Origin of the sequence: Lentzea albidocapillata subsp. violacea, assembly GCF_900100275.1 — a bacterium.
GTDB classification, from domain to species: Bacteria; Actinomycetota; Actinomycetes; order Mycobacteriales; family Pseudonocardiaceae; genus Lentzea; species Lentzea violacea.
The window spans coordinates 200,433-213,064 of sequence record NZ_FNET01000002.1 but is presented as its reverse complement, the minus strand read 5'-3'; the positions used below and the strand labels follow the sequence as shown (position 1 = coordinate 213,064).

At 70.2% G+C, this 12,632-nt stretch carries 11 protein-coding genes and 1 pseudogene; 5 read left to right on the top strand and 7 right to left on the bottom strand.

What is annotated here, in order from left to right:
* Positions 1-25: 25 nt before the first annotated feature.
* The 5 genes from BLR21_RS05965 (at position 26) to BLR21_RS05950 (ending at position 4,152) form a co-directional block, all read left to right on the top strand.
* Complete coding sequence (locus BLR21_RS05965; RefSeq protein ID WP_256334496.1) at positions 26-427, top strand: winged helix-turn-helix transcriptional regulator; 402 nt, start codon at positions 26-28, stop codon at positions 425-427.
* A gap of 73 nt (positions 428-500) precedes the next feature.
* Positions 501-2,048: a PucR family transcriptional regulator gene (locus tag BLR21_RS05960; protein ID WP_090004688.1), complete on the top strand. Its 1,548-nt coding sequence runs from the start codon at positions 501-503 to the stop codon at positions 2,046-2,048.
* Between the two features lie 84 nt (positions 2,049-2,132).
* Positions 2,133-3,392, top strand: coding sequence for an NAD(P)/FAD-dependent oxidoreductase (locus BLR21_RS05955; protein ID WP_090004687.1), 1,260 nt, complete (start codon positions 2,133-2,135; stop codon positions 3,390-3,392).
* A 7-nt stretch (positions 3,393-3,399) separates the two neighbouring features.
* Positions 3,400-3,567, top strand: coding sequence for a CLASP domain-containing protein (locus tag BLR21_RS42310; RefSeq protein ID WP_176929483.1), 168 nt, complete (start codon positions 3,400-3,402; stop codon positions 3,565-3,567).
* 120 nt (positions 3,568-3,687) lie between these two features.
* Entirely contained in the window at positions 3,688-4,152 is a 465-nt protein-coding gene (locus tag BLR21_RS05950; protein WP_090004686.1) for a GreA/GreB family elongation factor, read from the top strand.
* A gap of 49 nt (positions 4,153-4,201) precedes the next feature.
* Here BLR21_RS05950 and BLR21_RS05945 read toward each other — a convergent pair whose 3' ends face one another.
* The 7 genes and pseudogenes from BLR21_RS05945 to BLR21_RS05915 all read right to left on the bottom strand — a co-directional run bounded on the left by BLR21_RS05945 (position 4,202) and on the right by BLR21_RS05915 (position 12,566).
* Positions 4,202-5,788, bottom strand: coding sequence for a glycoside hydrolase family 64 protein (locus tag BLR21_RS05945; protein ID WP_090004685.1), 1,587 nt, complete (start codon positions 5,786-5,788; stop codon positions 4,202-4,204).
* Between the two features lie 186 nt (positions 5,789-5,974).
* Positions 5,975-7,120 carry a hypothetical protein gene (locus BLR21_RS05940; protein ID WP_218130769.1) on the bottom strand — a complete coding sequence of 382 codons (1,146 nt, stop codon included), beginning with the start codon at positions 7,118-7,120 and terminating at the stop codon, positions 5,975-5,977.
* A gap of 32 nt (positions 7,121-7,152) precedes the next feature.
* The gene (locus BLR21_RS41590) at positions 7,153-7,989 is read right to left on the bottom strand and encodes a GDSL-type esterase/lipase family protein (RefSeq protein ID WP_218130768.1); all 837 of its coding nucleotides are present in this window, start codon (positions 7,987-7,989) and stop codon (positions 7,153-7,155) included.
* 43 nt (positions 7,990-8,032) lie between these two features.
* The gene (locus tag BLR21_RS05930) at positions 8,033-8,836 is read right to left on the bottom strand and encodes a rhamnogalacturonan acetylesterase (protein ID WP_090004684.1); all 804 of its coding nucleotides are present in this window, start codon (positions 8,834-8,836) and stop codon (positions 8,033-8,035) included.
* A gap of 355 nt (positions 8,837-9,191) precedes the next feature.
* Positions 9,192-9,518: pseudogene (locus BLR21_RS43570) on the bottom strand (family 43 glycosylhydrolase); the annotation flags it as partial.
* Between the two features lie 225 nt (positions 9,519-9,743).
* Positions 9,744-11,183, bottom strand: a complete 1,440-nt coding sequence (locus tag BLR21_RS05920; RefSeq protein WP_090004683.1) for a family 43 glycosylhydrolase — start codon at positions 11,181-11,183, stop codon at positions 9,744-9,746.
* Positions 11,184-11,195: 12 nt separating this feature from the next.
* Complete coding sequence (locus tag BLR21_RS05915; RefSeq protein WP_218130767.1) at positions 11,196-12,566, bottom strand: glycoside hydrolase family 43 protein; 1,371 nt, start codon at positions 12,564-12,566, stop codon at positions 11,196-11,198.
* Positions 12,567-12,632 lie beyond the last annotated feature (66 nt).

The following is a 12,632-nucleotide window of genomic DNA, read 5'->3' as shown; positions in this document are numbered from 1 at the left end:
CTGACTATCGGAGCGGAGTGCGGCCATGGACAAGAAGGCACCTTCGGGTAACCCCTCGCGCGCCAACCCGTTGCCCGGCTGCCCGATGGCCGCCGCGTTCGCCGCGATCGGCGGCAAGTGGAAGCTGACCCTGCTCTACTGGCTCGCCCACGACGAGACCCACTTCGCGGGCCTGCGCCGCCGCGCCGCCCCGATCACGCCCAAGGTGCTGACCGAGCAACTGCGTGAGCTGGAGGCCGACGGACTCGTCGAACGCGTCGAGACCGGACCGGTCCCCGCGCCCGTCGTGTACCGGCTCACGCCTTACGGGGCAACGGTTCTGCCCGTCGTCGAAGGGGTGAGGGTGTGGGGTGAGGCTCACCTTCGGCGCTCACCGGCGGAGGCCTCTCCGGCAGCCTCGATGAGCTGCGCCGACCGGATCGCCTGAACCACCGGCCGGAAATGCTCCCGGCGGCCTGGGCATCTACGGTGGCCTCAGCGCTGGGACAGGGAGTTCGCAGATGGTGAGGCTGGACCGGCTGGTCAACGTGCTGGGTGGGTACGGCGTCCGGTTGTGCTGCTGCCCGGTGCCGAGGTCGGCGGAGTTGCGCGGTGTGGTGCTGCGGGATGCCACGGACGACCGGGCCGAGGTGGGCGACGTGTACCTCGCCGTCGGCGCCGGATCGGTGGTCGAGGCGGTCCGTGCGGCGGTGTCGGCGCGTGCTGTCGTCGTGCTCGTCCGCGGCGGTGAGGAGCTCCTGGCGGACGCTGTCGCGGTGGGGGAGGCGGAGGGCGTCGCGGTGGTGCTGGCGGATCCGGCACTGTCGTGGAGCCAGCTGGCGGGGGTCGTCTACGGCCTGGTGCTCGAAGGCCGGGAGACCGAGTCGGGGCGCGGTCCCACCGACCTGTTCGCGCTGGCCGACAGTCTGGCCGCGGCGACCGGTGGTGCCGTGACCATCGAGGACCAGCTGTCGCGCGTGCTGGCCTACTCAGGCCCGCAGCAGGAGGTCGACGCGGCGAGGCTGGAGACCATCATGGGCCGGCAGGTGCCCGCGTGGGTGCGGGAGCTGTTCGACGCGGCGGGCGTGCGGGCGCACCTGGTGGCGTCCGACGAGCCGCTCTTCGTCTCCGGTGCACCCGAGCGTGGCCTGACCGGGCGGATGGTGGTCGCGATCCGGGTCGGCCGGGAGTTGCTGGGGGCCGTCTGGGTGGCGTGCCCGGCGCCGCTGGAGGGTGCCCGGCGTACCGCGCTGACCGATGGTGCCCGGATCGTGGCGCTGCACCTGCTGCGGTTGCGGGCCAGTGCCGATCTGGAGCGCCAGGTGGAGTCGGAGTGGGTGATCCGGCTGCTGGAGGGCACGGCGGACGCCGCGACGGTGATCAGCCAGCTCGGGTTGCCGCCCGGGCCGGTCAGGGTGGTCGCGGTGCGCGCACACGTCGGAGTCGAGCGGCACACGGCCGTGTTGCTGGCGTTCGAGCAGGCGACCAGCGGGTTCGGCTGGTCGCGGCCCGGACGCAGTGCGCTGGCGGCCAACAGCATCTACACGATCCTGCCGGGCGAGCCGGTCGGTGCGGCGCGGGACTGGCTGGCCGCCCTGAGGGCGGCGCTGCCGGCGAACGTCACCCTGTCTGCGGGGATCAGCGCGGTCGCGACGCCCGCGGACCTGCCGGCGGGCCGGCAGGAGGCGGACGAGTGCCTGGCGTTGCACGAGATGCGGGCCGGAGAGACGGCGGCGCCCGCGTACGACGAGTCGTGGGACGAGATCCTGCTGCAGCGGCTGCGCTCCGCCGCGCGGGTCGGCCGGGCGTCCGCCCGCGGGCCGGTGGCCGACCTGCGCAAACACGACGGTGACCACGGCACCGACTACGTCGCGACGTTGCGGGCCTGGCTCGAGGCGCAGGGCGATCTGGCCGCCGCCGGTGAGCGCCTCGGGGTGCACGGCAACACCGTGCGCAACCGGCTGCGGAAGATGTCCGACGTGACCACCCTCGGCCTGGACGACGCCGCCAAGCGGGTCGCGATGACGATCGACCTCGCGGCGACGGTGTCGGAAACCGACAATCGCTGACCGTCGATTGTAGGGAATGAACAACCGGTTCGGACGGTGTCCGAAGCATCCTGGAATCGGAACGAGCGATGACAGGAGGCAGGGATGGACGGCGTCGAACGCCTTGACGGCGGTCCGCGGTCAGCGGTGGTGGTCGGTGCGGGGGTCGTGGGCCTGTCGACGGCGTGGTTCCTCCAGGAGCGCGGTGTCGACGTCACGGTGGTCGACCGGACCGGGGTCGCGGCGGGCGCGTCCTGGGGCAACGCCGGGTGGATCGCGCCGGGGCTCGCCATCCCGCTGAACGAACCGGCGGTGCTGCGCTACGGACTGCGGTCCCTGTTCGACCCGGCCGCGCCCCTGCACATCCCGCTGACCGCCGACCCGAAGCTCTGGTCGTTCCTGACGCGCTTCGCCGCCCACTGCCGGTGGTCGTCGTGGAGCAGGGTGGCGAAGGCGAACCTGCCCCTCAACGAGGAGAGCATCGAGGCCTACGACGTGCTGACCGCCAACGGCGTCGAAGCTCCCACCGTCGACGCCCCGTTCACCGCCGCCTTCACCTCGGCCGGACAGGCGCGGACGCTCCTGCGAGAGCTGGAACGTCTTGCGGTGGCGGGACAACCGGTCGAACACGTGGAACTGTCCACAGCGGACCTGCGTGATCAGGTTCCGCTGGCGTCGTCCGTTCTCGCGGCAGGTGTGCGCATCGACGGGCAGCGTTTCGTCGCCCCCGGTGAGTTCGTCCAGGCGCTGGGCCGCGCCGTGGCCGCCCGTGGCGCCACGATCCGCACTGCCGAGGTCGTCGACGTCCGCGCGGACAATGCCGGAGTGATCGTGCAGACGTTGGACGGCGACGCGATCTCCGCCGACGCGGCGGTGGTGGCCACCGGCGCCTGGCTGCCGGGCCTCGCGGCACGAGCGGGTGTGCGCACTCCGGTCCGGGCCGGGCGCGGGTACTCGTTCACCGTGCCGGTGCGGAAGCCGGTGCACGGTCCGATCTACCTGCCGGAGGTGCGCGTGGCGTGTACGCCTTACCAGGGTGGGCTTCGAGTGGCCGGCACCATGGAGTTCCGCGACCCGGACGCGCCGTTGGACGAGGCGCGGGTGGACGCGATCATCGCCTCCGTCCGGCCGTTGCTGGACGGGGTGTGGTGGGAGGACCGCACCGACGTCTGGGTGGGTGGCCGCCCGGTCACCCCGGACGGTCGCGCGCTCATCGGCGCGACCCGGACTCCGGGTGTGTACGTCGCCGGCGGGCACGGCATGTGGGGCCTGGCGCAGGGGCCGGTCACCGGACGGTTGCTGGCGGAGCAGATCACCACCGGCAAGCAACCCGCCGCCCTGCGCGAGTTCGACCCGCTCAGGTGACCGCCCCGTGGAAGCCGAAGACATCGAACCGCCACTGACCGCCGGCGAGCGAGCCGAACTGGCGTGGCTGCGCAAGGAGAACGACTTCCTCCGCGTGCAGCGCGACATCCTCATGAACGTGGCCACCGGCTACGCCCATGACTTCGAAGCGGTGCTGCGCCGCGACCACCACTGACCTCTCTCCTGTCCGTGCGAGCCGTGGCCGCCAAAACCCGGTTCACACGGACGCCCCGCCGTCAGGGCGGTACCTCCCCCAGGCCGCCCTGACGGCACTTACTCCTGTCACGGAGGCATCATGACGAGCACCACCCCACGCGTGTGGCTGTCACCGCAGGCGCACCACCGGCTCCGCAACGAACTGACGACCCTGCTCGCACCGGCACGGGGCGACGACGAGAGCGTTGTCCCGGATTTCGCCTCCCGGAGGGATCGGGAGGCGCGCATCCGCCAGATCAACGCCCTCCTCACCAACGCGATCGTGGGCGAGGACCCTCCGGACGACGGCGTCGCCGAACCCGGCATGGTGCTCACCGTCCGCTTCGACGACACCGGGGAGACCGAGACGTTCCTGCTCGGGGTACGCGGCGCGGAACACGGCACGATCGAGGTCTACTCGCCGGACTCGCCGCTGGGAGCCGCCGTGAACGGTGCCCGCCAAGGTGAGCAGCACACCTACCGGACGCCCAGCGGCACCGCGGTCCGCGTCACCCTGCTGAACGCGGTGCCCTACGGAAGAGCGCACCACGCGGCTGGTGAATGAGGAGACGCCGGGGCGCACAGGCGCCCCGGCGTCGGTCGAGCGTCGGAGGTCAGCGGCGGTGCCACTTCTGGTTGGCGCCGCCGACGCAGTCCCACATGTGCAGGACCGCGTCGTTGTTGGGATTCCACTCCGCGATGTCCACGCACTTGTTCGCCTGCGGGTTCACCAGGTCATGCGCGCCGGTCAGCACGAACTGCTGGGCCGGGTTGCCGGAGCAGGTCGCGAGCTGCACGGCCGCGCCGTTGGCCGTCGAACCCCACGCCACGTCCATGCACTTGTTGTTCTCGGTGCGCAGCGTGCCGCCCACGAACTCGAACTTCTGGTTCGTGCCGCCCGTGCAGTTCCACACGATCAGGCGCTGGCCGTCGGCGAAGTTCCAGTTCGGCACGTCGATGCACTTGCCGTGCCAGTCGCTGACGATGCTGCTGACCGCTGGTGGGGGAGCGGAGCCGCCGAACGGGGTGAGGATGATCCCGGCCGAGCGCGGGTCGCCGTCGTGCACCAGCGACTCCTGCGCCTGCACGTCGTCGAACGCGAACCCGTACGCCTTGCCGTCCACCATGTTCTGGTGCACCAGCCGGGAGTAGTGGTTGGTGATCGTGCCCTGGTAGAAGTCGGCCGGGCCGCCGCCGGGCTGCACGTCGATGCGGCCGAGGGTGGAGCGGTGCAGCGCGGCGCACAGGGTGCGTGCGATCGGGCCGACCACCTGGTCGTTGGGTGCGTGCAGCGCGCCGTCGCAGCCCCACACGTTCGCCGTGGACGGCTTCGCGAACGACGCCACCTGCTGACCGGCGGGGTTCGTGAAGTTCATCGTGGTGCCGGACGTGCGGCCGAAGTACTTCACGTCCGGCCGGTCACCGAACGGTTGCACGGTCAGCGTCTTGCCCGTGTACGCGTTCCACGCCTGGGTGATGTACGAGTCCAGGTAGTTGCGGTCGAAGTTGCCGGCGTCGGCCGCCTTGCCCGGCGCGAGCACGCGCAGCACCGTGCCGTCCGGGCGGGACATGATCAATCCGCCCCAGCCCGCCTGGTTGCGGATGCCGTTGATGACGGCGTCCCGCCCGCCGGGCTTCAGCTCGCCGGTCTTCTTCGTGGCGCCGCTCGCGCCCGTCACGGTCACCGCGTGCGGTACCGCGAACATGTCCACCTGCGAGCTGTTGAGCCACAGGCCGGCGTCGTTGTAGGTGAACTCGCTCCAGTCGAACAGGATGCCGCTGTTCGGGTCCCCGGACGCCCACGGCGCGGGCTGCACCAGGCCGTCGGGGGTCAGGAAGAACTTGAGTTTCTCGCCGAACGACATGTACACGCGGCCTGAAATGAACCGGGGTACGCGCAGCGTGGTGGTGCCGCCGGGGCCGGGGCCGCCGATGGACACGTCCGGTGCGGGTGTGGGCGGATTGCCGCCCGGCGACCACGGCGTGAACGCGCCCGCCTGGTTGACGTACCCGAGGCGCCCGTTGCGGATGTCGGTGCCCAGGACGTACAGGTGCACGGCCTCGGACCGGCCGCTGTTGTTGGTGACGTTCATCGGCAGCAGGTCAGGGCCGATCGCCTGGGCCGGGGCGATCGCTACAGCTACCGACGCGGTCGCCGCCAGTGCGGCGAGCGCGCTCAACCACTTCGTTCGAGTGCGCATCTGACTCCTCGTGCAGGGATGCTCTGTCTGCAGGTCTGCCGACCGGCTTCAGGGCGGTCGGCGGGCCTCCGTTCCGAGAACTGGTCCAGACCGGTTATGAGAGCGCTTCCATGGTTGGCGCAGATGCGGGCCCTGTCAATACCGAAGTCGTGCCGCCGGTCCGGCGGCACGACTTCGCGGTCGCCGTCAGGAGCAGACGTTCGACGTGCTGTTGTTCAGCGTGAGGTTGCGGAACGTCGTGTTCGTCCCGCAGGGACTCTCGCGCACCGACGAGTTCGTCACCGTCAGGTTCTGGACGGTGATGTCGCGGTTGTTCGGGAACTCCGAGCGGGCGGCCAGCCGGATCTCGCCGCCACCGGTGACCGTGCCGCTCTGCGCCGCGAGGGTCACGTTGGTGCAGTTCTCGATCAGGACCGCGTTGTTGCCGGTGTTCGCGAGGTCGATCCGGTCGATGGTCAGCCCGCCGCTCTCGGACACGCAGAACACGCCGCGGCCGCCACCGCGGGCGCGGACCGTGCCGACCCGGATGTTCGTGGGGTAGCCGGTGCCGATGCGGCCGTTGCGGTTGGCGGTGCGGAACGCCGCGTACCCGGTGCCCGCGCCCGCGTTCTCCGCGTCGACCGTGCCGACGGTGGCGTTGATGGTGTCGTTGAGCAGCAGCCCGGAGTGGCCGACGTTGCGAGCGGTCACCGTGCCGATCGTGAGGCCGTCCACGCCGTAGGTCTCGACGGCGTGACTGCTCGCGCCGGACGCGAAGACGTTGTCGATCCTGATGTTGCGGCTGCGCACGCTGGTGTTGCCGCGGTTGTCGATGCGCACGCCGAGCCCGCTCGACAGCCGCAGGTCGATCTGGCCGAGCACGACGTTGTCGACGTTGCGCAGGAAGATCCCGTACAGCGGGCGGCCCGTCACGCTGAGGTGGCGCACCTCGACGTCACGGGTGCCCCTGGAGTAGATCGGGGCCTGGTCGCCGGAACCGGTGCCGGTCACGTTGATCGTGCCGCAGACGTCGATGCCGGTGTAGCTGGGCAACGAGATCCGCGAGCCCGCGCTGACCGATCCGCTGCCGCGCACCAGGACCCACTGCTTCGAGGTGCGTCCGGCGGTGAGGCTGTTGAGAGCGGACTGGACGGCCGATCGCATGTCGGTGCCGGTGTAGACGGTCCGGCTGCCGTTGCGGGAGGTCCACGTGCTGCCGTTCAGCACCGCCTGGGCGTTGAACGTCCGGTCACCGCAGGCCATGATCCGCGGCGTCGCGGTGGCCGGCGCGTGACCTCCGAGCACGGCCGCCACCGCCACGGCCGCGCCGATGCGCCACCTGGTCGAGAGCATGCGAGTTCTCCTTTCGGTGTGTGCGGCGGGTTTTACCTGAGATGGTTCGACAGCGGGATGCGTTGGTCGCGCAGGGCCTTGGCCACGACACCGGCGATCCGGGCGGCTCCCGCTGCCTCGAAGTGCGTGTGGTCGTTGCAGAAGAAGGCGCCGACGGGGCCCTTGGTGTAGTCGCCGTCGTTGGGGCACAGCCTGAGCTGGTTGTAGAGCGTGTAGCTCAGCCTGTGCAGGTCGATGACGGCCACGCCGGCGGCCCTGGCCGCGTCGGCCGTCTCGGTGAGGAAGCCGCGGGTGCCGACGGCCGTGGTGCCGCTGCACCTGATCGCGGAGACCGGCGTGAGGAAGATCGGCGTGACGCCGCGGTCCTTGGCCGCCTTGGCCATCAGCCCGAGAAGTTCTTTGTAGCGCGCGCTTCCGACGTGCCGCGGGCAGTCGCGACTGCCGTCGTTGATGCCGAACTGGATCATCAGGTAGTCACCGGCCTTCATACCGGCGGCCGGGTCCAGCATCGTCCGCCAGCGCTGGTGGAACGTCCTCGGGCTCACCACGCACTCGCCCGCCGCGTCCTTGGTGTTCTGCACGTTGGACTCGTAGAGCCAGGTCTGGATGCTCCGCCCGGCCACGGCGCTGTTCACCACGGTGACGTCGCCGGTGAACAGCGGGTCGAACCGGTTGCCCCAGCCCACCGGGCAACTGGTCCGCGGGTCCGCCATCGTCGAGTCGCCGGCGAGCCAGACCTTCACGGCCGCCGCGCTGGTCGACGGCGCGCCGGCGAGGGCGCACTCGGGTTCGGCGGCCGACGCGGGACCGGCGGCGGTGAGAAGTGGAAGTACGACGAGCGCGGCCAAAGCCAGAACGCGTTTCCTCACAGGGTTCTCCAGACAGGCAGGGGGTTGTCTGATGTGGACTTGGTCAGGCCTTCGGCCAGACGATCGCGCTCGCCGGAACCTGGGCGGTGAGCCGGCGGAACGAGGCGGGCGGCAGGAGGCGCTGGTCGCGCAGGGCGGTGGCGACGAGCCGGGCGACCTCGATCGCCCCAGCGGCCTGGAAGTGCGTGTTGTCCTCGACCCCGTCCGGGTAGTGGGGCCACGGCCCGGCCGGCAGGTGCAGGAAGTACTTCTTCGTTCCCTCGACGCCCGCGCGGTTCCACAACGCCGTGCTGGACGCGGTGAGGTCGATCAGGGGCACGCCCTTGGCCGCCGCGAGCTCGCGCATCGCCGCCGGATACGCGCCGTGGGAGGGCGCGGCGGCGCCGGTGCTGGTGAAGCGGCGTCGTTCGACGGACGTGACCAGCACCGGCTTCGCGCCTTTGGCCCGGCTCCTGTCGATGTACTGGGAGAGGTAGGCCTTGTACGTCGTCGACGGCTCGGTGTAGCGCGCCGGGTCCTCCTTCTTCTGGTCGTTGTGCCCGAAGGAGATGAGCAGGTGGTCGCCCCGTTTCACCTTGGACAGGACGCGGTCGAGGCGGCCCAGGTCCACGAAGCTCTTCGAGCTGGCTCCGGACAGCGCTTCGTTCGCCGTGACGACGCGGTGGGAGAAGAACGCCGGGAGCGCCTGGCCCCACCCGGCGCGGGGAGCCAGCGCCGAGGTGTAGGTGGAGGCGGTGGAGTCTCCCGCGACGTGGACGGTGACGGGGGCCGCCGCCGTGCCGGTTCCCGCTGTGGAGAGGAGCGAGATGGCGATGCCGATGACCGCGGGCGTGCGTTTCAGGAGCATGGAGTTCCCTTCGAGACCACCTCGGTAAGCGCTTTCCCAGATCGGAGTATGGCGCCCACAGGCCGGAAAATGCGAGGAAGTGCGGAGATCTGTTGCGTTCGACGTCGAATCGACTGCCGCCGATTCGCTCCCGCGGCAGTCGGCCTCGTGACGGTCCGATCAGGACGGTCGGCTCATCCGGCCGGGCCGCCCGACGGCGCGGGGAGCTGGGCGCCGAGCGGGACCGGGGTGCCGAAGTTCGGGGTGCCGTCGGCGTTCCAGGTGAACTTCTGCGGGCGGGCGGAGCGTTCCAAGGGTTGAGCGCGATCATCCTGATGCCCGACCAGAACGAGCCGAAGCTCAGCCACCAGCGGCCCTGCTCGTCCGCGACAATGTCGATGGCGTTGAAGTCGTCCGGCGTCCGCGACTCGACGACCAGCCCGCGGTGGGTCCACGTGCCGGAGCCACCGCTGGGACTGGTCGCCACGAAGATCGCCGACCGGTTCGAGCCGAACGTCGAAGCCGAGTAGTACAGCCAGTACCGTCCGTCGCGATAGGACAGATCCGGCGCCCAGAGGTTGCGGTCACCGTTGGTGTAGGAGGTCGTCCACCACGCGCCGCCGGGGAACACCGAGCCCGCGTTGCGGAGAGCGATCCGGTCGGTGGAGGTCCTGAGTGCGACGTCTCTGCCGGTGTGCGCCACGAGATAGCTGCCGTCAGGGCGTTTCACCGCGCTCGGGTCGTGCACGCCGACGTCACCGGTGACATGGCCCGGCAGGGGATAGGCCGAAGCGTGTGGTGCCGTCGCGACGGTGGTGGTCAGCACCACCGCCGCGACCAGGACTGCGTTTGCCAGTGCGTACTTCCTCAGAGCGGCCTTGAGACACCTCGATCTCTTGGACGGAGTCGTCGCGGCGGGATAGTCGTGTCACTCCAGGACGAACGTCGCGTCCGCCCGTCCCTGCGCGTCGGTGACGGCCTGCAGGTAGAGCAGTCCGTTGCTGACGCGGATGTGGCGGCCGGGGAAGTTCACCGACTCGAACGACACGGCCGAACTCGCGGCGAGCCCTGCGCGCTGCGTGAAGCTGGCGTCGTTGCGGAACAGGGCGCTGCCGTCGCTGCGGTCGACCCACAGCTCGTGGTTGCGGTGCCGCAGGAAGTAGCCGGGGAAGTTGGTCGACTCGAGCGACACCGTGCCGGAGCCGGCCAGCCCCGGGACGAGCCTGAACTGGGAGTCGGCCAGCGGGGCCACGCCTGCCTCCAGGCGCGCACGGTACTCCCAGTGGCGCACGAAGCGGTCGGTGGCGGCATAGGACCTCAGCCGGACCGGGGTCGGTCCGTCGGCGACCGGGATGCCGAAGTCCGGTGTGCCGTCGGCCCTGTAGTAGACCTTCTGCACGCGGGTGCGGCGGTTCGGGTCGTTGAGCGGGTCGCCGTTGATGTCGCGGTAGTTGCGGTCGTGGTAGACCATGACGTCGCTGCTGCCGTCCTCGGACACCGTGAACGAGTTGTGGCCGGGTCCGTACTGACCGGTCGCGGCGTTGCTGGCGAACACGGGGTTCGGACTCTTGGTCCACGAGGCAGGGTTGAGCAGGTCCGCCGACGCCGGCGCGGTCAGCAGGCCGAGGCAGTAGTTCGCGTCGGTGGCGCTGGCCGAGTAGGTCAGGAAGACCTTTCCGTTGCGCTGCAACACCGCCGGTCCCTCCGCCACCTTGTACCCGCGGGTCTCCCAGGCGAGCGTCGGTACCGTCAGCCGGGTCACCGCGCCGGTGATCGTCCACGGGTTCGCGCCCATCCGCGCGAGGTAGAGGTTGGAGTTCGTGGCGATGCCGGGTTCCTGCTGCGCCCACGTCAGGTAGCGCACGCCGTTGTGCACGAACGTGGAGGCGTCCAGGGCGAAGGTGTCCCACGGGGTCGTGATGCGGCCACGCTCGGTCCACGCACCAGTCAGCGGGTTGGCGCTCGAGCTCTCCAGCACGTACATCCGGATGCGCCAGATGTCGTCACTGCGGCCCGCCGCGAAGTAGACGTACCACTTCCCGTTGATGAAGTGGATCTCCGGTGCCCAGATGTGGGCGGCCATCTCGCCGCTGGAGTGCTTGCGCCAGATCACCGTCTCCGGCGCCGTGGCCAGTCCCTGGATCGTGGTGGCGCGGCGCAGGACGATCCGGTCGTACTCCGGGACGGTCGCGGTGAAGTAGTAGAAGCCGTCGGTGTGCTTGAAGATGTGCGGATCGGCACGCCGTTCCGCGATCGGGTTGGTGTACCGCACGGCGGGCGTCGCACCCGCCTGCGGCACGGGCATTCCGGCCACGCAGGTGACGGCGGCGAGCGCCAGCACGGCCAGGCGGAGTAGAACCGTCCTCATTTGACTGTCCTTTCAGGCCAGTGGCGCGGCGACGGTGAAGGAAGCGTCACCGGCGAACACCGAGCCGGAGGTCCGCCAGTCGACGCGCAGCTCGTAGTTCACGTGGCGCAGGTACCGGCCGGGATGGGAGTAGGACTCGAACGACGTGCTGCCGCCGCCCGCCAGACCGGCCCGGCCGCAGAAGGTGGCGTCGCGGGCGAACACCGCGTCACCGCTGTTGGTGTCCAGCCGGACGCGGAAGTCGTAGTGCCGCAGGTAGCGGTCCGGGAAGTTCACCGAGCGCAGCGAATAACAACCCGCGTTCGCCAGGCCGGCCACGACGGTGAACGTCGCGTCCCGGCGCGCCGTCAGGGCGCTGGACGAGTTCACGGGCTCGACGTACCCGAGGTTGTCGCGGTGGCGGACGTACCGGTCGGGGAGGTTGGCCGAGCGCAGCGACCGGGCGCCCGTGGCGACCGCCGTGCCGTCGCCGGAGTCCTCCCGCAGCACGGTGAAGTGCCGCGCGACGCCGGACAGCCCGGCGAGTTCGACCTTGGCGCCGAAGCTCGCGAGATTCGTGCTGTCGGCGTGGAAGTACCGCCGCTGGCCGTACTGGTCGAAGTAGATCCGCCACCGGCCGTCGGGCAGCCGCACGAGTGCGGGCCCTTCGAGCCCGGCACCCCAGCCCGCCCAGTTGCCCGTGCCGACGAAGGTCCACGGCCCGTTCAGCGACGTGGCGGTGGCGTGCTCGATGTACTTCGTGGTCTCGTTCTTGAGGAAGTTGTGGTACGTGCCGCCGACCTTGACCAGGAAGCTGTCGATGAAGTTGGCCGGGATGCCGAGCGCGACCGGGCTGCTCCACGCCGAGAGGTCCGCGTTCGTCGCGGTGATCCGGTACGGGCGGAACTGTCCCGCCGTCCCGCCCGTGGACGCGGAGAAGACCACGTGCACGCTGCCGTCGGAGTCCTTGAACCACTCCGGTGCCCACGTGCTGCCGGTGGCGCCGTTGAGTCCTACCCGGACGTTGCGCAGGAACGTCCAGTTCACGTAGTCCGTGCTGCGGGCGAAACCGATGGTGTCGCCCGTCCAGTTCGTCGTGTAGACGAGGTAGTAGTAACCGTCGGTGTGCCGCAGGACGCTGGGATCTCGGATCAGTCCGGACGGCGGCGTGTAGGCGTTGGCCCTGACCTGGGTGAAGCTGGTCGCGTTCGGCGAGTCGAAGACGTACATGTTCGACTCGCTGCTGTTCGTGAACGCGGTCATCAGGTAGTGCGGCACAGGGCCGGCGGCCGTCGCCACCGGACCGGTGGCGACGACACCCGCCCCGGCGGCGAACGCGACCGTGAGAGCGATCAACGCGCGCCGTCGGAACGAGCGGACGGCACGCGGCAGGGGGATACGCATGGACCGGCTCCTTGCACCATTGAGAGGAGGCTCGGACAGTGAGCGTTAACACTATGTGGCAAGGCT

Bases quoted from the DNA above. Each gene is read 5' to 3' on its own strand.
- BLR21_RS05965 (WP_256334496.1), top strand. From the start codon at position 26: ATGGACAAGAAGGCACCTTCGGGTAACCCCTCGCGCGCCAACCCGTTG.
- BLR21_RS05960 (WP_090004688.1), top strand. From the start codon at position 501: ATGGTGAGGCTGGACCGGCTGGTCAACGTGCTGGGTGGGTACGGCGTC.
- BLR21_RS05955 (WP_090004687.1), top strand. From the start codon at position 2,133: ATGGACGGCGTCGAACGCCTTGACGGCGGTCCGCGGTCAGCGGTGGTG.
- BLR21_RS05950 (WP_090004686.1), top strand. From the start codon at position 3,688: ATGACGAGCACCACCCCACGCGTGTGGCTGTCACCGCAGGCGCACCAC.
- BLR21_RS05945 (WP_090004685.1), bottom strand. From the start codon at position 5,788: ATGCGCACTCGAACGAAGTGGTTGAGCGCGCTCGCCGCACTGGCGGCG.
- BLR21_RS05940 (WP_218130769.1), bottom strand. From the start codon at position 7,120: ATGCTCTCGACCAGGTGGCGCATCGGCGCGGCCGTGGCGGTGGCGGCC.
- BLR21_RS05930 (WP_090004684.1), bottom strand. From the start codon at position 8,836: ATGCTCCTGAAACGCACGCCCGCGGTCATCGGCATCGCCATCTCGCTC.
- BLR21_RS05920 (WP_090004683.1), bottom strand. From the start codon at position 11,183: ATGAGGACGGTTCTACTCCGCCTGGCCGTGCTGGCGCTCGCCGCCGTC.
- BLR21_RS05915 (WP_218130767.1), bottom strand. From the start codon at position 12,566: ATGCGTATCCCCCTGCCGCGTGCCGTCCGCTCGTTCCGACGGCGCGCG.